Origin of the sequence: Arthrobacter sp. zg-Y877 (genome assembly GCF_030373105.1) — a bacterium.
In the GTDB taxonomy this organism is placed as follows: Bacteria; Actinomycetota; Actinomycetes; order Actinomycetales; family Micrococcaceae; genus Arthrobacter_B.
Map to the genome: position 1 here is coordinate 554,039 of NZ_JAUCPU010000007.1, position 21,136 is coordinate 575,174.

22 protein-coding genes are annotated in these 21,136 nt (G+C 67.6%); 15 read left to right on the forward strand and 7 right to left on the reverse strand.

Features of this window, described 5'->3' with window-relative positions; translation table 11 throughout:
• The first annotated feature begins 7 nt into the window (after window positions 1–7).
• Window positions 8–691, forward strand: coding sequence for a DUF6308 family protein (locus QNO03_RS13485; RefSeq protein ID WP_289603658.1), 684 nt, complete (start codon window positions 8–10; stop codon window positions 689–691).
• A gap of 4 nt (window positions 692–695) precedes the next feature.
• Here the strand turns inward: QNO03_RS13485 and QNO03_RS13490 are convergent, their stop codons facing one another.
• Entirely contained in the window at window positions 696–992 is a 297-nt protein-coding gene (locus QNO03_RS13490) for an EthD family reductase (RefSeq protein WP_289603659.1), read from the reverse strand.
• A 190-nt stretch (window positions 993–1,182) separates the two neighbouring features.
• Here QNO03_RS13490 and QNO03_RS13495 point away from each other — a divergent pair, with 190 nt between their 5' ends.
• The 3 genes from QNO03_RS13495 (at window position 1,183) to QNO03_RS13505 (ending at window position 3,653) form a co-directional block, all read left to right on the forward strand.
• Window positions 1,183–2,289 carry an NAD(P)-dependent alcohol dehydrogenase gene (locus QNO03_RS13495; RefSeq protein WP_289603660.1) on the forward strand — a complete coding sequence of 369 codons (1,107 nt, stop codon included), beginning with the start codon at window positions 1,183–1,185 and terminating at the stop codon, window positions 2,287–2,289.
• A 108-nt stretch (window positions 2,290–2,397) separates the two neighbouring features.
• Window positions 2,398–2,946, forward strand: a complete 549-nt coding sequence (locus tag QNO03_RS13500; RefSeq protein ID WP_289603661.1) for an acyl-CoA thioesterase — start codon at window positions 2,398–2,400, stop codon at window positions 2,944–2,946.
• A 95-nt stretch (window positions 2,947–3,041) separates the two neighbouring features.
• Window positions 3,042–3,653 carry a dihydrofolate reductase family protein gene (locus QNO03_RS13505; RefSeq protein ID WP_289603662.1) on the forward strand — a complete coding sequence of 204 codons (612 nt, stop codon included), beginning with the start codon at window positions 3,042–3,044 and terminating at the stop codon, window positions 3,651–3,653.
• A gap of 117 nt (window positions 3,654–3,770) precedes the next feature.
• On the opposite strand, the gene QNO03_RS13510 is transcribed toward QNO03_RS13505, so the two are convergent.
• Window positions 3,771–5,225, reverse strand: a complete 1,455-nt coding sequence (locus tag QNO03_RS13510) for a hypothetical protein (RefSeq protein ID WP_289603663.1) — start codon at window positions 5,223–5,225, stop codon at window positions 3,771–3,773.
• Window positions 5,226–5,619: 394 nt separating this feature from the next.
• On the opposite strand from QNO03_RS13510, the gene QNO03_RS13515 reads away from it, so the two are divergent.
• Together QNO03_RS13515 and QNO03_RS14710 are read left to right on the forward strand one after the other, a co-directional pair.
• The gene (locus QNO03_RS13515) at window positions 5,620–7,023 is read left to right on the forward strand and encodes an OFA family MFS transporter (protein WP_289603664.1); all 1,404 of its coding nucleotides are present in this window, start codon (window positions 5,620–5,622) and stop codon (window positions 7,021–7,023) included.
• The gene (locus QNO03_RS14710) at window positions 7,023–7,124 is read left to right on the forward strand and encodes an MFS transporter small subunit (protein ID WP_442860216.1); all 102 of its coding nucleotides are present in this window, start codon (window positions 7,023–7,025) and stop codon (window positions 7,122–7,124) included. Before QNO03_RS13515 ends, QNO03_RS14710 begins: the two co-directional genes overlap by 1 nt.
• 145 nt (window positions 7,125–7,269) lie before the next feature.
• On the opposite strand, the gene QNO03_RS13520 is transcribed toward QNO03_RS14710, so the two are convergent.
• Entirely contained in the window at window positions 7,270–7,839 is a 570-nt protein-coding gene (locus QNO03_RS13520; protein WP_289603665.1) for a hypothetical protein, read from the reverse strand.
• Between the two features lie 125 nt (window positions 7,840–7,964).
• On the opposite strand from QNO03_RS13520, the gene QNO03_RS13525 reads away from it, so the two are divergent.
• A complete protein-coding gene (locus tag QNO03_RS13525; RefSeq protein ID WP_289603666.1) occupies window positions 7,965–9,002 on the forward strand; it encodes an NAD(P)-dependent alcohol dehydrogenase in 1,038 nt (345 codons plus the stop codon).
• A 28-nt stretch (window positions 9,003–9,030) separates the two neighbouring features.
• Here QNO03_RS13525 and QNO03_RS13530 read toward each other — a convergent pair whose 3' ends face one another.
• From QNO03_RS13530 to QNO03_RS13540, 3 genes are read right to left on the reverse strand one after another with little or no spacing between them, the layout of a single operon-like run.
• Window positions 9,031–10,128 (reverse strand): phosphotransferase family protein, encoded by a 1,098-nt coding sequence (locus tag QNO03_RS13530; RefSeq protein WP_289603667.1) that lies wholly within the window; start codon window positions 10,126–10,128, stop codon window positions 9,031–9,033.
• A 5-nt stretch (window positions 10,129–10,133) separates the two neighbouring features.
• Window positions 10,134–11,387: an acyl-CoA dehydrogenase family protein gene (locus QNO03_RS13535; RefSeq protein WP_289603668.1), complete on the reverse strand. Its 1,254-nt coding sequence runs from the start codon at window positions 11,385–11,387 to the stop codon at window positions 10,134–10,136.
• A 47-nt stretch (window positions 11,388–11,434) separates the two neighbouring features.
• The gene (locus tag QNO03_RS13540; RefSeq protein ID WP_289603669.1) at window positions 11,435–12,238 is read right to left on the reverse strand and encodes an SDR family oxidoreductase; all 804 of its coding nucleotides are present in this window, start codon (window positions 12,236–12,238) and stop codon (window positions 11,435–11,437) included.
• A gap of 146 nt (window positions 12,239–12,384) precedes the next feature.
• Here QNO03_RS13540 and QNO03_RS13545 point away from each other — a divergent pair, with 146 nt between their 5' ends.
• Entirely contained in the window at window positions 12,385–12,996 is a 612-nt protein-coding gene (locus tag QNO03_RS13545) for a TetR/AcrR family transcriptional regulator (RefSeq protein WP_289603670.1), read from the forward strand.
• 16 nt (window positions 12,997–13,012) lie between these two features.
• Here QNO03_RS13545 and QNO03_RS13550 read toward each other — a convergent pair whose 3' ends face one another.
• Window positions 13,013–14,986 (reverse strand): acyl-CoA dehydrogenase family protein, encoded by a 1,974-nt coding sequence (locus tag QNO03_RS13550; protein ID WP_229946696.1) that lies wholly within the window; start codon window positions 14,984–14,986, stop codon window positions 13,013–13,015.
• Between the two features lie 194 nt (window positions 14,987–15,180).
• On the opposite strand from QNO03_RS13550, the gene QNO03_RS13555 reads away from it, so the two are divergent.
• The 7 genes from QNO03_RS13555 to QNO03_RS13585 all read left to right on the forward strand — a co-directional run bounded on the left by QNO03_RS13555 (window position 15,181) and on the right by QNO03_RS13585 (window position 21,093).
• Window positions 15,181–15,810: a TIGR03085 family metal-binding protein gene (locus tag QNO03_RS13555; RefSeq protein WP_229946698.1), complete on the forward strand. Its 630-nt coding sequence runs from the start codon at window positions 15,181–15,183 to the stop codon at window positions 15,808–15,810.
• Between the two features lie 108 nt (window positions 15,811–15,918).
• Window positions 15,919–16,425, forward strand: coding sequence for a MarR family winged helix-turn-helix transcriptional regulator (locus QNO03_RS13560; RefSeq protein ID WP_289603671.1), 507 nt, complete (start codon window positions 15,919–15,921; stop codon window positions 16,423–16,425).
• Between the two features lie 51 nt (window positions 16,426–16,476).
• Window positions 16,477–16,821 carry a bifunctional 3-phenylpropionate/cinnamic acid dioxygenase ferredoxin subunit gene (locus QNO03_RS13565; RefSeq protein WP_229946708.1) on the forward strand — a complete coding sequence of 115 codons (345 nt, stop codon included), beginning with the start codon at window positions 16,477–16,479 and terminating at the stop codon, window positions 16,819–16,821.
• On the forward strand, window positions 16,818–18,062 hold the full coding sequence (locus QNO03_RS13570) for an NAD(P)/FAD-dependent oxidoreductase (RefSeq protein WP_289603672.1): 1,245 nt from the start codon (window positions 16,818–16,820) through the stop codon (window positions 18,060–18,062). Before QNO03_RS13565 ends, QNO03_RS13570 begins: the two co-directional genes overlap by 4 nt.
• Window positions 18,063–18,231: 169 nt before the next feature.
• A complete protein-coding gene (locus QNO03_RS13575) occupies window positions 18,232–19,281 on the forward strand; it encodes an iron-siderophore ABC transporter substrate-binding protein (protein WP_229946712.1) in 1,050 nt (349 codons plus the stop codon).
• 170 nt (window positions 19,282–19,451) lie between these two features.
• Entirely contained in the window at window positions 19,452–20,672 is a 1,221-nt protein-coding gene (locus QNO03_RS13580; RefSeq protein WP_289603673.1) for a mechanosensitive ion channel family protein, read from the forward strand.
• Between the two features lie 109 nt (window positions 20,673–20,781).
• Entirely contained in the window at window positions 20,782–21,093 is a 312-nt protein-coding gene (locus tag QNO03_RS13585; RefSeq protein ID WP_229946716.1) for a PRC-barrel domain-containing protein, read from the forward strand.
• Window positions 21,094–21,136: the final 43 nt, after the last annotated feature.

The following is a 21,136-nucleotide window of genomic DNA, read 5'->3' on the forward strand; positions in this document are numbered from 1 at the left end:
GGACACCGTGGACCTGCCAGCCATCCTCGACGCCGGCCGGGTCGACGACGCCGCCGGCCTGCTGCACCGCTACTACACGCAGAAACTGACCTCCGGCCACGTGCGGACCGGGGCGCGGTTCGATACGTGGGCCGGCGGCGGCGATGCGCCGGGTGCTGCCAACCGCATCACCGCCGACGACCTGGTGGCGCTGGCGCTGCTGGGTGAGGACCTCAAGGGTCCGGCGGTGGTGGGACTGCTCGAAACGCAGGCTCCGGAAATCGGCGAGCTGCTGGAACTGATTCCGGTGACCCTGGAGCTGGCGGACGTGACCGGCGTTGAATACCTGCACGTCCTGGGTAAGGAAAGCCCGGCCTGGCTGCTCTGGGACCTTTTCCGCGGCTACAAGGGCGGGCAGTGGAGGATGGGTCCGGGCAAAACCAGCAAGCTGCTGGCCCGCAAGCGCCCGAAACTGATTCCCATCTGGGATCCTCTGGTGGCCCGCAGCACCGGCGTGGCCAGTTCCCTCACCCAGTGGGAGGAATGGTACGCCCTGCTGACCGCCAATGACCGGGAGCTGGTCCGGCGCCTGGACACCGTGCAGAAACGGGCGGCGCTGCCGGCGCGGGTGTCCACCCTGCGGGCCATGGACGTCATTCTGTGGATGGACGCCAAGCAGCGCGGCTTCCGGAAAGCGCCGGGCGACGACTAAGCCGCTACCGCCGGTAGGTGAACACGGTCAGTCCACCGGTGGCGAAATTGGGAATGTCGGCATTGGCAGCCTGCCCCTCGGCCGTGGTCAAGGCATCCTGCATGGCGGGCCCGTCATCGAAATCCGCTTCAAACAGCGCGAAATACGGGGGCGTGCCGGCAGACGAGCCGAGCTCCTCCGAGGCGCGCAGCTCCCGTACCCCGGGGATGTTGCGCACCAGCGGCAGGTGCACGCTCCGGTAGTGCCGGCGGAAGGCATCAGGGTTCCGGGGATGCCCGAAGAGGACAACGAGGGTCTGCATTGGGCTCCTGCTCCACGAAGGGGAGTACGCGCTTCAAGGTACTCCGCCCGGCGCCTCCGGGACAGGGCAGGGGAAACGGAGTTGGGACAGGGCCGGCGGTGGTTTAAGGACAGCAGGCCCGCACCGGGCTAGAGTCCTGACTACGCCTGAGCCCACCGGAGCCCGCGGACCCGCAACGAGGAGGAACCGCATGTCGCTTTCCACCAGTCCCGCCGCTGCAATGCCGACGCCGGACCTGCCGGAGACGATGCGCGTCTCGGTCCTGCGCGTCCCGGCCGGACAGGGTAAAAACGCCGACGACGCCGGCAGCGCCGACACTCCCAACCTCCTTTCCGTCGACGAACGCCCGCTCCCGCAGCCGGGACCGGACGAGGTGCTGGTCCGGGTGGCCGCCGTCGGGGTCTGCGGCAGCGACGTGCATTATTTCCGGCACGGACGGATAGGGCAGTTTGTGGTGGAGGAACCGCTGGTGCTCGGGCACGAGGCCTCGGGGACCGTTGCCGCCGTCGGCTCCGCCGTGGATGCGGCCCGGATCGGCGAGCGGGTGTCCATCGAGCCGCAGAAGCCCTGCCGCCGCTGCGGGCAGTGCAGACAGGGCCGGTACAACCTGTGCCCGGACATGGCGTTTTATGCCACCCCGCCGGTGGACGGGGCCTTCGCCGAATACGTGGTGATTGAGTCCGACTTCGCCCACACCGTTCCGGACACGGTTTCGGATGAAGCCGCTGCCCTGATGGAACCGCTGTCGGTAGGCATCTGGGCCTGCCGGAAGGCCGGCGTCGGCCCCGGGCACCGCGTGCTGGTGGCGGGTGCCGGACCGGTCGGGGTGATCATTGCCCAGGTGGCGCGGGCCTTCGGTGCCAGTGCCGTCTACGTCAGCGATATTGCCCAGGACCGGCTGGACTTCGCGGCCGGGCACGGCGCCACGCATACCCTGCACGCATCGCAGCCGGTGGACGGGTTGGGGGTGGACTCGTTCATCGACGCCTCCGGCGCACCGAGCGCTGTCCGTGCCGGCATCCGCGCGGTGGCCCCGGGCGGCCGGGCGGTGCTGGTGGGTATGGGTGCCGAGGACGTTGAACTGCCGGTCGGCATCATCCAGAACCGCGAAATCTGGCTCACCGGCATCTTCCGCTACGCCAACACCTGGCCGCTGGCCATCTCGCTGGTGGCCGAGGGCAGGGTGGACCTGGACGTGCTGGTCACCCATGAGTTTGGGCTCGGCGAGGTGCGGGAAGCGCTCGACGCCGGCCAGCAGCCGGGAGCGCTGAAGGCCATGGTCCAGCCGTGGCGCTGAAAGGCGTGGGGTAGCGGGCACCCGAGCCGGTCCGCGAAGAACGGACCGGAAAAAGAAATTTCCGCGGTGCACCTCGACACTATGTTACTGAGCGGTAATATAGCTGGCATGCACCTGATCCTGCGCACCATCCTGACCCTCTTCCGCGCCCGCCGCCGCCCCAAGCTCGGCTTCTTCGACACCTCTTCGGTGCCCATGAAAGTCCTGCTCTCGGACATCGACTTTGCGATGCACTTGAACAACGGCATGTATTTCTCGCTGATGGACCTGGGCCGTTTTGACCTGCTGGTCCGAAGCGGCGTCTGGGACGTGATGAAGAAGCGCGGCTGGAGTCCGGTGGCGAACAACGAGACCATCAGCTTCCGCAAGTCGCTGCAGCTGCACCAGCGCTACAGCATCGAAACCCGGGTCATCGGCTTCGATGAGCGCGCCATCTACATCGAGCAGCGCATGGTGGTGGACGGCGAGATCTACGCCAGTGCCGTCATCTGCACCCGGCTCGTGTCCAAGAACGGCCCGGTGAGCAACGAGGAGATCTTCCAGGCCGTAGGCGCCGTCCCGCCGTCGGACCTGGAACTGCCGGAGTGGATCAACGACTGGCGTGCCGCCGTCGCCCTGCCGAGCACCCGCCGCCCCGCTCCGCACACCTGGGCCTAACCGGAACTGCCGCCCCGGGGGTTGTCCGGGACCGTTGACACCCCCGGATGCCGGGCCGACCCTAGAAACAGGGGGACCTAGGAACGGGGTGCTCGGTGAAGCTGACGGTCAACACTTTCCTGACGTTGAACGGCGTGATGCAGGCTCCGGGCAGCAGGGAGGAAGACCCGTCCGGTGGTTTCACCGGCGGCGGGTGGCTGATTCCGCATGCTGATCCCGATCTGGAGCAGATTGTCTCCGAGTGGTACGCCATGGCCGATGCACTCCTGCTGGGGCGCAACACGTACGACATGATGCAGCCCTATTGGGAGGCCGCGAACCAGCCCGGGGACCTCATTGCCACAGCTTTGAACAGCCTGCCGAAGTATCTGGTCTCCGCCACCATGCCGCGTGTGCCCTGGTATAACACCCTTCTGCTCGAAGGGGAGCTGATGCCCAGCGTGGAACGGCTGAAGTCCCGGCGCAGCGGCGAACTCCAGGTGCACGGCAGCTACCAGCTGGTGCAGGCACTGGCTGCGGCCGGGCTGGTGGACGCGTACCGGCTGCTGATTTTCCCGGTGGTCGTGGGCCAGGGCAAGCGGCTCTTCGAAGACATCCGGGAGGCCGCCTCCTACAGCGTCTCCCAGCCCCAGACCACCCGGTCCGGAGCCATCTCGGTGACGCTGCACCCTGCGGCTCTGCCGACCGGTTCCGGGTCCGCTCCCTGAATCCATGCCCGACACGGAAAAGGGCAGGTACCGCGGGTGCGGTACCTGCCCTTTTCTGCAGTGATGCGAGTGGTGGTGCGGTCTAGCGGTACAACGGTGCTGCTGTCCGGTGAGGGACTAGCCGTGGGCGCCGCGGCGTGTGCTGGCGATCAGCATGCCGATCGGGATCAGCAGCAGGAGCAGCGGGATGAGCACGGCCAGGATCTTCGGGGAGGTGAGGATTTCACCCGGAGTCAGCGCCGTGGTGCTGGCCCGCATGGTGTCCGCACCTTCGGAGATCTTGCTGTTGCCGTCGGCCAGGGTCTTGCTGCCTTCGGCCAGCTCGCCGTTGCCGTCAGCCAGGTCCGAGGCGCCGGTCTTCAGCTCCTTGGTGCCGGCGGTCAGGGTCTTGCCGCCGTCGTCGAGCTTCACTACGCCCTCGTCCAGGGACTCGGTGCCCGTGGCCAGGCGGCTGGTGCCGTCGGCGAGGGTGATGGTGCCGTCGTAGATCTTGTAGTTGCCGTCGGCCAGCGTGTACGCGCCGGTCTCCAGCGTGTCCAGACCTGTGTAGAGGGTTCCTGCACCGGTGTTCAGCTTGCCGGCGCCGGCGTAAAGCTGTGCGACGCCGTCCGCGGCGCTGTGTGCACCCGCGGCCAGTGCGGGTGCCTTGCCCTGCAGCTCGGCCAGGCCGTCGGAAACGGCATCGGCGCCGTAGATGAGGCCGGGCGCCTGCGGGGTTCCGTTGCCCTTGAGGCCTACGTCAATGCCCGCCACAAGGCGTTCGAGTCCTTCGAGCTTGTCTGCGGCTTCAATCAGGCGATCGCCCGAGCCTCCGCCAAGGCCACCAGCAGCATCGAGCAACGCTTGCGGCACCGGCACTCCAGCCTTCATCGCGTCCCCAATTAGTGTGCCGAGGGGGTTTGTCAGCGCATTTAGAGTTGCTCCAGCCGTCCGCAGCTCAATCGCGCCGGCGGAGACGCCTTCCTTGCCGTAGGCACTGCCGGTGCGGGCAAAGTCATCCGAGATATTCGTGTAGGCGGTCTTGCCGTCCTTACCCGGTGTGCTGTTGATGCCGGCATAAATCTCCAGCACGCCGCCGTTTACCGCAGCTGCGCCGGGAGCGAGCTTATTGATGCCGTCAACAGCAGAATCGGCCCCGGCAGCCAGCTCCTGAGACCCGCCGACCAGCGGCGCCATCTTCGTGTAGAGCTCGTTGGCACCGGCGGCCAAAGTCCCGGCACCGGTCCGGGCGTTGGTGGCACCGGCGGCCAGCTTGTTGGCACCGGTGTTGGCGGCCTCTGCGCCGGCCAGGAGCTTGAGTGCGCCCTCATCCAGCGTGGTGGCGCCTTCCTTCAGGGTGGTGACACCCGTCTTGGCGGAGGAGATGCCCGTGGCCAGGGTGTTCGCGCCGGTATCAACCTTTTCGGAACCGGCGGCAACCTTGTCCGCGCCGGCCTTGGCCTTATCCGCGCCCTCCTGCAGGTCGCCCGCGCCGGTGGAGGCACGCTCCGCGCCGTCGCTCAGTTCTGATGCTCCGCTGGCTACCTTGCCTGTAAAGAGGACGAAGAAGGCCAGGAGGAGAACCAGGAACAATGCCAAAAGAATGGTTAAAAGTGTGTGCGGGCGGCTAGCGGCGCGTCCGGACGGAGAACTCGTCATTGAATGTCCTTTTTCTGCTTCTTACGGGTTCGAGACTGACTGCGCTGCGCGGGTAGGCGCAGCCTTCGCGGATGCAAAAGGCCGGGGCAGTCGCAACGGTGAGACATATCCGGCCGAACTCAGTGTGATGTCTGTTACATCTAAGCTACCCATCGGTAACAAAGCAAGCCTTTTTCAAAATTAGTTACCGGCGAGTAGGTTGCGCGGTATGTCGGCCCGCTGTTTGGTCCAGCCGGTGAAAACTGCGTGTCGGACCGGGGCAAGACATGCCGCACGAGGCATCGTTGTTGAGAGACAAGATTTAGCGTGAGATAAAGGGAGTTTTTTGATGAGTTGGCTGGACCGCGACCGAACGATCGCACCGCCCGGATTTAACCGGTGGCTGATTCCACCGGCAGCGCTGGCGGTGCATCTGTGCATCGGCCAGGTGTATGCCACGAGCGTTTACAAGACGGCATTGGTGGAGTACTTCGACGCCAGCCTGACGCAGATCGGCGTCATTTTCTCCATTGCCATCGTGATGCTCGGCCTCTCCGCTGCCGTCTTGGGCACCTGGGTGGACCGCAACGGACCCCGCAAGGCCATGTTTGTCGCCGCCGTGTTCTGGGCGGGCGGTTTCCTCGTCGGTTCCGTGGGCATCTTTACCGGACAGCTTTGGCTGCTTTACCTGGGCTACGGCTTCATCGGCGGCATCGGCCTGGGCATCGGTTACATTTCCCCGGTCTCCACCCTGATGAAGTGGTTCCCGGACCGTCCGGGACTCGCCACGGGCATGGCCATCATGGGCTTCGGCGGCGGCGCGCTGGTCGCCAGCCCGCTGTCCTCAGCCCTCCTGGGCTTCTTTGATCCGGAGTCCGGAACCGAAGGATGGGTGGCCAGCGGCGACGCCGTAGGCAAACTGTTCCTCACCCTGGGACTGGTGTACCTGGTCTACATGCTCTACGGAGCGTGGAGCATCCGCGTGCCGGCGGCAGACTGGAAGCCCGCAGGCTTCGACCCCTCCAAGGTCAAGGCCAAGGCCATGGTCACCACCAACCACGTGTCCGCGGCCAACGCCATCAAGACAAAGCAGTTCTGGCTGGTCTGGGTTGTGCTCTTCTGCAATGTCACCGCCGGCATCGGCATCCTGGAGCAGGCTGCCCCGATGATCCAGGACTTCTTCCGCCAGCCCGACGGCGTTTCCCTGGTCTCCGCTGCCGTTGCCGGTGGATTTGTGGGCCTGCTTTCCATTGGAAACATGGGCGGTCGTTTTGTCTGGTCCGCCACGTCGGACCTGGTGGGCCGCAAGCGCATCTACATGGTCTACCTCGGCCTCGGTGGCGCCCTGTACATCCTGCTGTCCCTGTTCGGCGGCGGTTCCACCTTCCTGTACGTGGCTTTGGCGTTCATCATCATCTCCTTCTACGGAGGCGGATTCGCTACGGTACCGGCCTACCTACGGGATCTCTTTGGCACCTACCAGGTCGGTGCTATCCACGGCCGGTTGCTCACTGCATGGTCTGCCGCGGGCATTGCCGGTCCGCTGATCGTCAACTCGTTCCTGGATTCCCAGGGCACCCCCGGTGAACTCACGGCCGCGGCTTACCAGCCCGCGCTCCTGACCATGGTGGGCCTGCTGGTGGTGGGCTTCATCGCCAACCTGCTGGTGACACCGGTGGCATCCCGCTACCACGAGCCGAAGTCTTCACCCGTGGCTCCGGAACAGACCGCTACCGTAAACGGAGAACGCTAATGACTAAGGCAAAGCTGACAGTGAGCTGGGTGCTGGTGGGAGCTCCGCTGGCCTACGGGATCTTTCAGACCCTGACCAAGGCTTCGGCGCTCTTCGGCTAAAGCACCAATCAGTTAGACAACACCGTTCGGCTAAACGCTGTTTAGCCGAACGGAATACAACGGGCCGGCAGCGGGTGTGGAAAACACCCGCTGCCGGCCCGCAGTGTTTAACCTTCCTGCCGCAGCAGGAGGCAGTACGCCGGCTCTACCGATGGACGCCTGGCTCCCTGGAGTCCTTGGACGAGTCCCTCGAATCCATCGCCTGGTCCAGGATCAGGGAACCCGCGGCGGCAGCAACCGCCATCACCCGCCGGGGCTGCGCCACCCCGCGCCGGACCAGCCACGTTTCCATACGCTCGTCCAGCACCAGGCCCAGTGCCAGGAGCCCGCTCACGGTTGTACCCACCGTTGCCGCCAGAACCGCCAGCGCAATTGCCGGCACCAGGGTCCGGTGTCCGGACGCGTTCCCGGCAACGTAGGAAGGCGCAGTGGTGGAATCGGTGCCTTCGCCGCCGCCGTCAGTCCCAGTCCCAGTCCCAGCCCCAGACCCAGCCCCAGCCGTGAAGGGGGTGACGAGGTCAACGGTCCCGGCAGCTGCCAGTTCCCTTCCCTTTTGGGCGCCCTTTCGGACGGCCAGGACGCCGATGGCGCCGAGGGCAACACCCGGAGCAACAATGTAGGTGCGGCGCATCCGCGGGGACCAGTCGGCCGGCCTTTGCAGGGTGAATATGCCGGAGGAGGCGGCGAGCGCGAGAGACAGCGGAAGATTCTTCATGACCCACACGCTACCTGCGGCTCGAGGGCTGCGGAACCGGGGACGCGGGTGCAACGCTTAAAGGGCACATTCCATCCACCGCGCCCCGGCGGATACTCCGCCGCCGCGGAGAGCAGGAGCATGCCATGAGAGCCCTTCAGTACCGCACCATCGGCCAGCCGCCCGAAGTGGTGGAGATTGACACTCCGGAACCCGGCCCGGGGCAGGTGCGCCTGAAGGTCACGGCCTCGGGTGTGTGCCACTCCGACGAATTCATCATGAGCCTGCCGGAGAACGAATACATCTACGGACTGCCCCTGACACTGGGGCACGAAGGCGCCGGAGTGGTGGACCGGGTGGGCGAAGGCGTCCAGTACATCGAGGAGGGCACCCCCATGGCCGTCTACGGGCCGTGGGGCTGCGGACTTTGCTACGAATGTTCCAGCGGCCGGGAAAACTACTGCCGCAACGCCGGGAAATTCGGTATTGCGCCGCCCGGGCTCGGTGCCCCCGGGGCCATGGCGGAATACCTGATTGTGGATAGTCCCCGGCACCTGCTGCCACTGGGGGAGCTGGATCCGGTGCAGAACGTGTCCCTGACCGACGCCGGACTCACCCCGTACCACGCCATCAAGGGTTCGCTGGAGAAACTGCCCTCCGGCGCCACCGCCGTCGTTATCGGTGTGGGCGGGCTGGGGCACGTGGCCGTGCAGATCCTGCGGGCCATGACCGCGGCCACCGTGGTGGCACTGGATATCGACGAGGCGAAGCTGAACCTGGCCACCGACGTCGGCGCGCACTACACCTTCCCGTCCGAGCCCGGTGCGGTGGACCTGGTCCGGGACCTGACCGGCGGCCGGGGCGTGGACGCGGTCTTCGACTTCGTGACCATCCAGGCCACGCTGGACATGGGCCAGGCAATGGTGGGATCACAGGGCGACCAGGTGCTGGTGGGTGTGGGCGCCGGAACCCTGCCGGTGGGCCTGGGGGCCACCGCGGCCTGGGAAACCTCCATCCGGGCCCCGTACTGGGGGTCCCGGCCGGAACTTTTCGAGGTGCTGGACCTGGCCCGGGGCGGCGGACTCAATGTGCACACCGAGGTATTCAGCCTGGAGGAAGCGCCGGCGGCTTACGAGAAACTGAAGAACAACCAGCTGCTGGGCCGCGCCGTCGTCGTGCCCTAGCCGGGTCCGGAGGAACCGGCACCGGACGTTACAGCGGTGCCGGTGCCAGTCCCGCGAACCCTGCGGCGGTGCGCAGCAGCTGCGGCACCCCGGTCTCCAGCGACGGGGCAAACACCCGGTCGTTGGGGCGTTCGCCCTTGAGCCAGCGGGTGTAGATGGCCTCACAGAAAATCGAGGCCTTCCACAGTGCCAGGGCCTGGTACCAGGGCAGCGCGTCCAGATCCAGGTTCATCCGCTCCCGGTAGGCCGCAATGACGTCCTCCCGGGTGTAATAGCCGGGGTTGCGGGTCACTCCGGTCAGCTCGAGGGGCGTGACGGCGCTGCCGGGTTCGGAGTACGTGGCGGTGAGGTAGCCAAGGTCCGCGAGCGGATCGCCGATGGCGGACATCTCCCAGTCCAGGACCGCAATGACCCGTGCGGGGGACTGCGGAGCGAACATCAGGTTTCCGGGCCGGTAGTCACCGTGCAGCACCGATGCGGCCTGGCTTTCGGGCACGTTGTCCGCCAGCCAGCTGCCTATCCGGGCCACCTCGGGCAGGTTGCGCAGGGTGTTGACCTCCCACAGCCCGGAGAACCGGGCCACCTGGCGCTGCAGATACCCCTCCGGTTTGCCGAAGGATGCCAGATCCCCGCTGCCCACATCCACCGAGTGGATGCGGACCAGGGCGTCGACGACGGCGGCGCTGGTGGCCCGGCGGTCCTCCATCGACGTCAGCGCCGGCGGGATGGTGTTGGTGATGACCAGGCCGTCGAGGAAAGCCATCACGTAGAACGGCACCCCGAGCACCGACTCGTCTTCGCAGACGGCCAGGATTTCCGGAACCGGCACCCCCTGCACGCGCAGCAGCTGCTGGATCCTCGCCTCGCGGACCATGTCATGCGTGGAGCGGGGCAGCGGGGGGCGCGGGCCGCGGCGCAGTACGAAGTCCTCGTTCCCGCGCCGGATCCGGTAGGTGATGTTGGACTGCCCGTCGCCGATCTGCGTCCAGGACAGTGGTCCCGACCCCAGCCCGTGTGCGTCGAAGAACGCGGTGACCTCGTCCAGGATCAGCAGGGGAGGGGAGGCAAGCGCATCGGCGTCGGCGCGGGTGGCGACAACTTCGGTGCCGTCGGCAGTGGTGTGCATGGCGTTCAGGCTTTCGCTTCGGCGGGGGATTCGGCGTCGGACACCGGGCGGGACACATCGGCGAGATCGGGGGCGCCGTGCTCCACCTCGCGGCGGCGGTGTGCGGAGGCGCGGCGGGCAATGGCCAACTTATGCGTCTCGTTGGAGCCGTCATAGATGCGGAAGGCGCGGACCTCGTTGAGGTACGAGGCCAGCGGCAGCCGGTCGGTGACGCCGTCGCCGCCGCACAGCTGCAGGCTTCGGTCGATCACGCGGTACACCGCCTCCGAGGTGTGGGCCTTGGCCACCGAGGACAGGGCGGAGCCGGCCCTGGCATCGCTCTCCAGCAGCGCCGCGGTCTTGGTGATGATGGCATCGGAGGTTTCAATGTCGATCACGGACTGGGCGATCATTTCCTGCGCCAGGCCGAGTTCATTCATGACCGATCCGAAAATCTCGCGCCGGTTGGTCCGGTCCAGCGCAATGTCCAGGGACCGCCGGGCCAAGCCGAGCCAGCGCATGCAGTGGGTCAGCCGGGCCGGGCCAAGCCGGACCTGCGCGTAGCGGAAGCCTTCCCCGGGTGCCCCGAGCACGGCGGTATCCGGCACGAATACGTCCTCGAAGTGCACGTGCGGATGCCCGCCGCCGATCGCCCGGTCCATGGTGTGCAGCTGCTCGCCGATCCGCACACCGGGGGCGTCCATGTCCACCAGGAGCATGGTGGCTCCGGCGGGGGCGCCGTCCACCGCCGGGGTGCGGACCATGGCGATGCAGAAGGTGGCGTTGTTGGCGCCGCTGGTGAAGCGCTTGTGCCCGGTGATCAGCCAGCCGCCGTCGACCTTCGCGGCAGTGCTGCGCAGGGCGGCCGGGTCCGAACCGGCGCCCGGGTGCGGCTCGGTCATACCGAAGCAGGAGCGGGCCGCGCCGGAGACCAGCGGAGCCAGATAACGCTGCTTCTGCTCCTCGCTGCCGATCAGGTGCAGCATGTGCATGTTCCCCTCGTCCGGGGCCATGCAGTTCAACGCCGACGGGCCGATCAGCGAGTAGCCGGCCTCCTGGAAGATGGGGGACCAATGCTCCAGCGGCACGCCCTGGCCGCCGTATTCGTGCGGTGCGTGCGGGGCGAAGACGCCGGCTGCCTTCGCGGCGGCGCGCAGGTCCGCCAGCAGGGCCTCCGGTACGACGGCGCCCGGCCGCGGTTCGGCGGGGATCACCGTGCCGCGGATGAATTCACGGGTGCGCAGGCGCAGGTCTTCGATCTCCGGCGAAACGGTGCTCATGGCGGGGGTCCTTAGGGTGGCGGGATGCTGTTCGGCCAGCGGGCGGGTCAGGCCGCGCCGCCGGCCACCAGCAGGCCGCCGTCGAGGTTGATGATCTGCCCGGTGATCCAGGCGGCGTCGTCGGAGGCCAGGAAGGCAGCCGCGCCGGCCACGTCCTCCGGGGTGCCGAGCCGCTTGAGCGGGTAGGTGGAACTCACCTTTTCCTCGCGCCCTTCGTACAGGGCACGGGCAAACTGCGTCTTGACGACGGCGGGTGCCAGCGCGTTCACGCGCACGGTGGGTGCCAGCTCGACGGCGAGGGTACGGGTGAGTTGTTCCACGGCGGCCTTGCTGATGCCGTAGAAGCCGATGCCGGCGGCAGGTGTCTGCGCCGAGACGGAGGAGAGGTTCAATACCGAGCCGCCGCGGCCGCGGAAGTCCAGGGCTTCATGGGCGCAGACGGCGGTGACCCAGGCGAGGGTGCCGAGCACGTTGACGTCGAGGATCCGGCGGGCAGCCTCCGGGTCCAGCTCGCTCAGCGGGCCGTAGACGGGGTTCACCCCGGCGTTGTTCACGAGGATGTCCAGCCGGCCCCAGGTGTCCGCGACGGTGTCCAGCACCTCGGCGCGGTGGTCCGGGTCGTCGGACCGGCCGGCAACCGCCAGCACGGTGCCTTCCGGGAACTCCGCGGCGGCTTCCTTCAGCGGGCCGATGTTGCGGGCAGTGATGCAGACCTTCGCGCCTTCGGCCACCAGCCGCCGGGCGATGGCCAGTCCGATGCCGCGGCTGGCTCCGGTGACCACTGCCGTCCTGCCCTCGAGGCGGGCCTTGGTTGGGCCCTGCTCCGGCTGCTCCGGCGTCTGTTCCGTCATGCTGCGCCAACTTCCGCTCAAACTACTTCCCGGACCTACTACCGAGCGACCGCTCGGTACGGTTAGTCTGGTGCAGGCCCTCCGAACGTGTCAAGGGTCACATTGTTCTCGCATTGCTCCCACATTGTTTGCATGGAAGGGACGGCATGACCGACACCCGTGTGCAGCCCGGCTGGCGGGACTTCTCCGTCCCCGCCCTGCCCCCGCTGCTGCGCGCCGCCCTGGACTGTTTTGTGGAGCACGGGTACCACGGGACTACCATCCGCACGGTCGCCACCCGCGCCGGGCTCTCCGTGCCCGGGCTGTATCATCACTACCCGTCCAAACAGGCGCTGCTGGTGGGGATTGCCGAATCCGCCATGGCAGACCTGTACGCCCGCAGCACGGCGGCCCTGGCCGAGGCCGGGGGTGACGTGGAGCAGCGGTTTGCCCTGCTCATCGAATGCCTGGTCCTGGTCCACGCCTACCGCTGGGAGCACGCCTTCATTGCGGCCAGCGAGATCCGCAGCCTGGAGGGGCCGGCCCGGGCCGGGCATATCGCGGCCCGGGACCGGCAGCAGAAACTCCTGGACGACGTCGTGGCCGAAGCCGTGCGCAGCGGCCGCTTCACCACCGGCTACCCCAAGGACGCCAGCCGGGCGGTCACCACCATGTGCACCGGAGTGGCCCAGTGGTACCGCGCCGGCGGCCCGCTTCCGCCGGAGGAACTGGCGGAGCGCTATGTGCAGATCTGCCGCGGCGCGGTCGGCGCCGTGTAGACGGTCCCAGGCAGTCCTACCGGTACCAGCGGTGCAGGTTCTCCTTCGGTTCGTCCCCGCGGGCAGTCTCGGAAATCCACGGTCCCGTACCCTCGGACCCGTCCAGCACACCCTCCTCCTGCCAGGTGTACCGCCCGGCCAAAACGCCCTTGGATAGCCGGCGGTCGGACTCGTCGGAGTTGTTCCACAGGCCGTCGAACAGTGCTTCGATCCGGACCCGGGATTCCCTGCTGAAGGCATCGGCGAGCTCGAATGCGCTGGCTCCTTCCGCCGGATCCTCCCGGCGGATCTTCACGGCGCGGACGCAGGAGGCGGAGATGGCAAAAATCTCGGCACCGATGTCCACGATCCGGCCCAGGAAAACCTGGTGCTGTTCCAGCCCGGCCTGCCAGCGGGCCATGCCGTAGAAGGTGGAGCGGGCCAGCCGGCGCGAAGCCCGCTCGGCGTAGCGCAGGTGCCGGGCCAGCACGCCGAACTCCGTGTAGGACGTCGGCACATTGCCCTTGCCCGCGGCGAGCGTCGGCAGCCACTTGCCGTAGAAACCGCTGGCCTTCAAGGCCGCCCGCGCCTTGGCGCCCACCGGAGCATCCGCCACCGCCAGGTCTCCGGCCGCGGAGAGGTGGGCATCGACTGCTTCACGTGCAATGAACAGGTGCATGATCTCGGTGGACCCCTCGAACACCCGGTTGATGCGCAGGTCCCGCAGCTGCTGCTCGGCCGGGACCGCACGCTCGCCGCGGGCCGCGAGCGAATCGGCCGTCTCGAAACCGCGTCCGCCGCGCACCTGCACCAGCTCGTCCGCAATGTTGTAGGCCATCTCGCTGGCCCATAGTTTGGCCAGGGCCGCCTCGATGCGGATGTCCTTGGTGCCGGCGTCGGCCAGTTCGGCGGAGAGTTCAAACACCGCCTCCAGCGCGAAGCTGGTGGCCGCAATGAAGGCGAGCTTCTTGGCCACGGCCTCGTGCCGGCCAATCGGCCTGCCCCACTGCTCCCGGGCACCGGACCAGCCGCGGGCAATCTTCAGCGACCATTTGCCGGCTGCGGCGCACATGGCCGGAATGGACAGCCGGCCCGTGTTCAGCGTGGTCAGGGCGATCTTCAGGCCCTGGCCCTCGCGGCCCAGCCGGTTGGCGGCCGGGACGCGGACATTGGTGAACCGGGTGACCCCGTTTTCGATGCCGCGCAGGCCCATGAAGTTGTTGCGGTTCTCCACGGTGATGCCGGGGGAGGACATCTCCACCACAAAGGCGCTGATCCCGCCCTTGGACTCGCCGTGCGGCGGAACGGCGGCCATTACCACCACCAGTTCGGCAATGACGCCGTTGGTGGTCCACAGCTTGACGCCGTCGATCACGTATTCGCTGCCGTCGTCGGAGGGGATGGCGGTGGTGCGCAGCCGCGCGGGGTCGGACCCGACGTCGGGCTCGGTGAGCAGGAAGGCGGTCACCGCCCCGGCGGCGCAGCGCGGCAGGTACTCCTCCTTCTGCGCCTCGGTGCCGAACACCTTGACCGGTTCCGGCACACCGATGGACTGGTGGGCGGAGACCAGCGCACCCAGGCTGGGGTGCACGGTGCCCAGGATCATCAGGGCGCGCCCGTAGTTCAGCAGGGACAGGCCCAGCCCGCCGTAGTGCTGAGGGATCTTTATTCCAAACACCCCCAGATCGGCGAGCCCGCGCAGGTTCTCGTCCGGGATGATGCCGGTACGTTCAATGGCCCGGCCGTCCATGGTTTTGCAGTAGTCCGTCAAGGCCGCCAGGAACAGCTGTGCCCGGGCCTCTTCATCGAGGTCCCCCGGGGGCAGGGAGCCCACCAGGTCCAGGTTGTAGTTGCCCAGGTAGATTCCCTTGGCGAAACTCGGCCGGGACTCACCGGTATCCCGGGCCGCTTCGGTGGCGTTGCGGGCGTCCTGTTCGGTGACGACGCGTTCCTTGATTTTGCGGGCGCTGCCGTTGCGGCTGGCGTCCTGGGAAAGATCAGTGGTGCTCATGGGATTTCTCCTCTGTCACGGCTGCCCCGTGTGCACGGCTCAACAGCCTCGGCTCACTGTGGGGACCATGCTACGCGCCAGTAGGTACGGGTAAAGGGGGTTCGGTGGCTAATGTTGGCCGTAGGCCACATTGCCGCAGGTAACCGCCTGGAGAGGGCGGAAAATCAGCGGCGTTCAACGCGAAGGAGTGCAACATGGCATGGGTGGATACGGAACGCGCGGAACTGGTCCGGACGCTGCGGGAGGCGGATCCGCTCGCACCCACCCTGTGCGAGGGGTGGGACGTGCGCCGGCTGCTGGCGCACCTCGTGCTCCGGGAGCACGCCCCCTGGAAGATCGCCGCCGATGCGGTGCGCCGGCCCAAACCGGGCCAGGAAAAGCACCTCGGCGCCGAGGCCGCAGCGGCAGCGGTGCCTGAGGGCTATGCGGCGCTGGTTGACCGGTTCGCCGCCGGTCCGGGCCGGTTTTCGCCCTACCGGCTGGAGGCGGCAAACCTGGTGGAATACGTCGTTCACCATGAGGACATCCGCCGCGGCGAGGGAACGGCCGCACCACGGGAACTCCCTGCCGGCCAGCAGCAGGCGCTGTGGAAGCAGCTGGGCCTGATGGCGCGGATGGGATACCGCGGCAGCCCCGTCGGCGTGGAACTGGCGCTGCCCGGTTCGGGGCGGCGCAGGGTCAAGCGCGGCACTGAGTCGGTGTTGGTTTCCGGGGATGTAGTGGACCTCGCGCTGCATGCCATGGGCCGGCGTGCAGCGGCCAATGTCAGCATCGAAGGCGGGGGTGACGCCGTCCGCGCGTTCCGCCAGTGGGCAGGCAGGTAACCCCACCCGGCTTGACAAGTACCCCCTCTGTGCCGTTGAAATAGTAAGCACACTGATTGTTCAGCGGAGCAGAACCGCTTACCAATGACGTATCAGGAAAGCAGGAAGATGCAGAACGAGGGGGATTGGGAACCCGTGCGGCTGCTCTCGACGGCTGCACGGCTTGTACGGCGGGAAGTGGATAACAAGCTTCGCGCAGTGGGACTGACCCAGGAACGTGTGACGGTGCTGCGGGTGCTCCTTGCCGATGGGCCCATGCGCCGCGCGGAGCTTGCCCGGCGGCTGCGTGTTACTGCACAGACCCTGGGGACGGCGCTCGTGAGTATGGCCGGGCAGGGCCTCGTGGAAGAGGTGCCGGCGGAAACTGTCGGCAGGTCCGGACGATGGGTTGCCATTTCCGAACGCGGGCAAAAGCTCCTGGCCGACGCCGAAAACCTTGAGCAGGACGACTCCACCGCCGGGATCGGCCCCGAGCTGCGCGCGGAACTGACTGCGCTTATCCGGGGACTGGAACCGGGCAGGCCGGCCCGGCGTGCGGCTCCGCTGTTCCCCTCCGGCCGGCAGCAGGGTGTGCCCCCGCTCACCGCGGGCTCCGAGCCACCGCTGCCGGGGTAACGTGTTGACGTAAGCAACACGTTATTGGCCTGGTGCCGGGGAAGGAAGGGCATGAGCGAGGGTATCCGCGTTGCCGACGTTGATGGAATAGAAGAGGGCGAGGCCCTCACGGTGGACGCCGAAACGGCGGGCACCGCGGACGACATTGCCGTGTTCCACAGCGACAACGGACGCTTCTATGCGCTCAATGACACCTGCACGCACGAGGACGCATCCCTTGCCGAAGGGTGGATCGAGGGGGATGAGGTGGAATGCCCCGTCCACTCCGCACGCTTCTGCCTCCGCACCGGCGAGGCGCTGTGCCTGCCGGCCCTGGTCAATACCAAGGCCCACCGGGTGGACGTGCGTGACGGTGGGGTCTGGCTCTACCCCAACGAGAGTCCGCTCGGCGCTTGAGTACCGACGGAGCCCCGGCGTCCATAGCCGTGGTGGGCGGCGGAATCGCCGGCTTCAGTGCGGTGCGCGAGCTGCGCCGGCGCGGTTATGCCGGCGTACTATCCCTGGTGGATCCCGCCGGACTGCCCTATGACCGGCCGCCGCTGAGCAAGGCCTTCCTCGCCGGGACCCTGGACCGGCTGCGCCTGCAGCTGGCTCCCCGGCAATGGTTCGAGGACAACAGCATCTCCGTGATTGCCGACTCCGCGGGCATGCTCGACGCCGGCAGCGGCACCACCGCGCCCGTCCTCGCCCTGACCTCCGGCACGGAGCTGACGGCCGACGTCGTTCTGCTTGCCACCGGTGCCCGCGCCCGCCGGCTGCCGCTGCCGGGTGCGGACCTGCCCGGGGTGTTCACCCTGCGCAGCGCCGGCGACGCCGAAGCGCTGCGGGAGCGGATCATTCCCGGTGCACACCTGGTCATCCTTGGCGCCGGACTGATCGGCGCCGAAGTGGCAGGAACCGCCCGCGCCCTGGGCGCCGACGTCACCCTGGTGGATCCCGCCGGCCTGCCGTCCGCATCCGCGGTGGGTCCCGAGATGGCCGGCTCCCTGCATCAACTCCACACCGCGCACGGCACACACTCCCGGCGCGGCATGCCGGCGGCCATCCGTGCGGACGGGGGAGCCCTGACCGTGGAGCTCACGGACGGCAGCAGGCTTTCCGCCACCGCGGTCCTGATGGCCGCGGGCAGCGAACCGGTCACGGAACTCGCCCGCGGTGCGGGGTTGGCGGTGGACGGCGGCGTACTGGTGGACGGCTCCGGGCGAACTTCCCATCCGCGCGTTTTCGCGGCCGGAGATTCCTCCCGCCGCATCGGTTCCGGCGGAGTGCCCGGCCGCAGGTTCGAGCACTGGGATGCTGCCCGGCACACGGGTGAGGCCGCCGCAGCCGGGATGCTCGGCGTCGACCCTCCGGCCGCGGCGGTGGACTGGTTCTGGTCCGACCGGTATGGCGTGCACCTGGAAGTGGCCGGCAGCATGACGGTTCCGGGGCGGACCGTGCTCCGCGGCGAACCCGGCCCCGGTTTTATGGCCTTCCGCCTCGGTGCGGACGGGACGCTGGCCGGCGTGGCCGCCGTCGACGCCGGAACCGCCGTGCGGGCCGCGCGCAGGCTGATTGAAACCGGGCGCCGTGTGGACCCGGAACAGCTGCGGGACCCCGCCGTGGACCTGCGGCGGCTGGCGCGGGCCAAGGCCTAGGGCACCTCCCGTGCCGTCCGGGGCGCCCGGATGGCGGGGCACTCAGCGGCCGAAAGGGTATTACGAAAGATTAGCGTTGCGTAATTGGGTTAACCCTGGGCTAATCTTATTTTTGGACCCGCGACCGCCGGGTCCGTTCCGTCCGTTTATGTGATCCAAGGAGCCCAATATGGCCCTGTCCCGGATGCGGCGCGCAGCCGCTGCGGCCGCCGTCGCCGTTCTTTCCCTCTCCGCCTGCTCCACCGGCGCCGCGGGTGAAAACGAATCCTCCAGCAGTGCTGCCGCTGCCGAAGACCAGTTCCCCGTAACCATCGAGCATGCCTTCGGCGAGACCACCATTGAAGGTGTTCCCGAGCGGGTGGCAGCCGTGTCCTGGGCCAACGCGGAGACCGCCCTCGCGCTGGGTGTGGTTCCCGTGGGTATGCCCTTGATTGAGTTCGGCGGCAACGAGCAGGGCACCACCCCCTGGATCGACGACGCACTCGAGGACCTGGACGCACCCATCGGCTCCGAAAACGCTCCGGCGCAGTACTCCGAGGCTGACGGCATTGCCTTCGACGACGTCGCGGCCACCAACCCCGACGTCATCATCGCTGCGTACTCCGGCCTCTCGCAGGAGGACTACGACAAGCTGAGCAAGATTGCTCCCGTGGTGGCCTACCCCGAAGCTCCCTGGGGCACCTCCTGGCAGGACACCGCCACCATGATCGGCGAGGCCCTGGGCAAGAGCGACGACGCGGAAAAGCTGGTGGCGGACACAGAGCAGGCCATCACCGACAAGGCCGCCGAATACCCGCAGCTGGAAGGCAAGACCTTCATCTACGGCAACCTCGCCCCGGGTGCGGAGAACTCCGTCTACACCGCGCTGGACAACCGCCCCAAGTTCATGGAGTCCCTGGGCCTGACCCAGGCCCCCGTGGTGGCCGAGAACAGCAAGGAAGGCGAGTTCTACGTCCCCTGGTCCGACGAGAACCTCAACCAGCTGGATTCGGATATCTTCGTCAGCTGGGTGGCCAGCGACGACGTGGCGGACACCATTGCCTCCGACCCGCTGTTGAGCCAGATCCCCGCCGTGAAGAACGGCAGCCTGGTGGCCGACGCCGATCCCACGCGCGTCTTCTCCACATCGGCCATCAACGTGCTCAGCATCCCGTACGCCCTGGACAACGTGGTGCCGATGATCGCCGACGCCGCCACGGCAGCGGACAACGCGAAGTAACGTTCCTGCCCACGTAAGCAAGAACACACCTGCCGCCTCAAAGGCGCAGCGGACACCCCGGCATCCCCGGGGTGTCCGCTTTTTAACCGTCCGGCACCCGCTCCGGCTGCGGTCCGGACGCCCCGCGCCGATTGGACAGTTCCCCACGGCAGTTTGCAATCATCGAACCTATGGAAGACCTCCTTTCCCTTGCCGTCAGCTTTAAACCGCTCTTTGCCGTGCTGGTGGCAGTGGGTGTTGCCCTGATCCTCGCCCGGATCCTGCGGGAGGTGGTCCACCGGGCCTTCCGGAAAACACCCGGCATCCGGGAAATCTCCGTCAAGGCCCGGAACCCGCTGCGTTTGGGGCTCTCCCTGATCGGAGTGCGGATTGCCCTCGGCGCCACGGCAGCCGGGACCTCGTGGCTGCCGGCGGTGGACTATGTGCTGGTGCTGGGCCTGATTGGTGCGGTGGCCTGGCTTGCTGTGGTTGTGCTGCTGGTCATTGAGGCCATGATCCTCACCAGGTACAGCACCGATACCCGCGATAACCGCAGGTACCGGCGCCTCAAGACCCAGGTCATCCTGGGCCGGCGGGTCGGCATCGCCATCCTGATCAGCCTGGCCGTGGCCTGTGTGCTGCTGACCATTCCCGAGGTCCGTGCCCTCGGCGCCGGCATCCTGGCCTCCGCCGGTGTGCTGTCCATCGTGGCCGGCCTCGCCGTGCAGGGGACGCTGACGAATGTCTTTGCCGGAATGCAGCTGGCCTTCACCGATGCGATCCGGGTGGACGACGTCGTTGTGGTGGAAGGCGAATGGGGCACCATCGAGGAAATCACCATGACCTACGTGGTGCTCCACATCTGGGACGACCGGCGCCTGATCCTGCCCTCCACCTACTTCACCACCACGCCGTTCCAGAACTGGACCCGCCGCCGGTCGGACATCCTGGGCACGGTGGAACTGGACCTGGACTGGCGGGTCCCGGTGGGGGAGCTGCGCACCCTGCTCAGGGAGATCCTGGCCGACACCGACCTGTGGGACCAGCGCACCAGTGTCCTGCAGGTGACGGACGCGGTGAAGGGTCTGGTGCGGATCCGCATCCTCGTCAGCGCCGTGGACAGCGGCACCCTGTTCGACCTGCGCTGCCTCATCCGCGAAACCATGGTGACACACCTGCAGGAACACCATCCGGAGGCCCTTCCCCGGCAGCGCTGGGAGGAAGTCCGTCCACCGGCCCGCGCGGCGCAGCGCGTTCCCCGCAGCGCCCCGGTGCCGCGCAGCGAGGACACCAGCGACTCCCAGCTGTTCACCGGCAGCATCGACGCGGTGGAGCGCCGGGTGAGCTTCTCCGGCCCCGGCGAGGAGGTCTTCGCCGAACGGGAGGACGCCGCAGAGGAGCAGTCCCGCTGACTTTCCCGTTCCCGGCCGGGCCACACGCCGGAGGTGTTGACAGCAGGCCGTACGCCGGGCGGCAATAAGAACCCCGGCAGCACCGCCGGGCCGGCGAAGGGACGGGACGATGGCGGATGCTTTTGTGCTCCACGAAATCCAGGGCTCCAGTGTCTGGGCCAACGACGGCGAACGGCTGGGGCTGGTGGGGGAGGTCCACTTGGACCGGGTTACGGGCGAACCCGTCTGGGTCACCGTCGATCTGGGCCTGTTCGCGACCGAGGAGCACTATGTTCCGTTGATCAGTGCCCGGCGCGACGGGCAGGACATCTTCGTGAACTACAGCAGGAACCAGGTGGCGCACTCGCCGGGAGCGAATCCGGAAAATCCGCTCAGCCCCGGAGAAGAGTCGGTTTTGATGGACTACTACGGCCTGCGCTGAACCGCCGGGGTCCCCGCGTCAGCGGAACCTCTTTGTTGCTAAG

What these genes read in the sequence shown, in the direction of transcription:
- QNO03_RS13490 (WP_289603659.1), bottom strand. Translation starts at nt 992, where the DNA reads ATGCAGACCCTCGTTGTCCTCTTCGGGCATCCCCGGAACCCTGATGCC.
- QNO03_RS13495 (WP_289603660.1), top strand. Translation starts at nt 1,183, where the DNA reads ATGTCGCTTTCCACCAGTCCCGCCGCTGCAATGCCGACGCCGGACCTG.
- QNO03_RS13500 (WP_289603661.1), top strand. Translation starts at nt 2,398, where the DNA reads ATGCACCTGATCCTGCGCACCATCCTGACCCTCTTCCGCGCCCGCCGC.
- QNO03_RS13515 (WP_289603664.1), top strand. Translation starts at nt 5,620, where the DNA reads ATGAGTTGGCTGGACCGCGACCGAACGATCGCACCGCCCGGATTTAAC.
- QNO03_RS14710 (WP_442860216.1), top strand. Translation starts at nt 7,023, where the DNA reads ATGACTAAGGCAAAGCTGACAGTGAGCTGGGTGCTGGTGGGAGCTCCG.
- QNO03_RS13520 (WP_289603665.1), bottom strand. Translation starts at nt 7,839, where the DNA reads ATGAAGAATCTTCCGCTGTCTCTCGCGCTCGCCGCCTCCTCCGGCATA.
- QNO03_RS13525 (WP_289603666.1), top strand. Translation starts at nt 7,965, where the DNA reads ATGAGAGCCCTTCAGTACCGCACCATCGGCCAGCCGCCCGAAGTGGTG.
- QNO03_RS13530 (WP_289603667.1), bottom strand. Translation starts at nt 10,128, where the DNA reads ATGCACACCACTGCCGACGGCACCGAAGTTGTCGCCACCCGCGCCGAC.
- QNO03_RS13535 (WP_289603668.1), bottom strand. Translation starts at nt 11,387, where the DNA reads ATGAGCACCGTTTCGCCGGAGATCGAAGACCTGCGCCTGCGCACCCGT.
- QNO03_RS13540 (WP_289603669.1), bottom strand. Translation starts at nt 12,238, where the DNA reads ATGACGGAACAGACGCCGGAGCAGCCGGAGCAGGGCCCAACCAAGGCC.
- QNO03_RS13545 (WP_289603670.1), top strand. Translation starts at nt 12,385, where the DNA reads ATGACCGACACCCGTGTGCAGCCCGGCTGGCGGGACTTCTCCGTCCCC.
- QNO03_RS13550 (WP_229946696.1), bottom strand. Translation starts at nt 14,986, where the DNA reads ATGAGCACCACTGATCTTTCCCAGGACGCCAGCCGCAACGGCAGCGCC.
- QNO03_RS13555 (WP_229946698.1), top strand. Translation starts at nt 15,181, where the DNA reads ATGGCATGGGTGGATACGGAACGCGCGGAACTGGTCCGGACGCTGCGG.
- QNO03_RS13560 (WP_289603671.1), top strand. Translation starts at nt 15,919, where the DNA reads ATGCAGAACGAGGGGGATTGGGAACCCGTGCGGCTGCTCTCGACGGCT.
- QNO03_RS13565 (WP_229946708.1), top strand. Translation starts at nt 16,477, where the DNA reads ATGAGCGAGGGTATCCGCGTTGCCGACGTTGATGGAATAGAAGAGGGC.
- QNO03_RS13575 (WP_229946712.1), top strand. Translation starts at nt 18,232, where the DNA reads ATGGCCCTGTCCCGGATGCGGCGCGCAGCCGCTGCGGCCGCCGTCGCC.
- QNO03_RS13580 (WP_289603673.1), top strand. Translation starts at nt 19,452, where the DNA reads ATGGAAGACCTCCTTTCCCTTGCCGTCAGCTTTAAACCGCTCTTTGCC.
- QNO03_RS13585 (WP_229946716.1), top strand. Translation starts at nt 20,782, where the DNA reads ATGGCGGATGCTTTTGTGCTCCACGAAATCCAGGGCTCCAGTGTCTGG.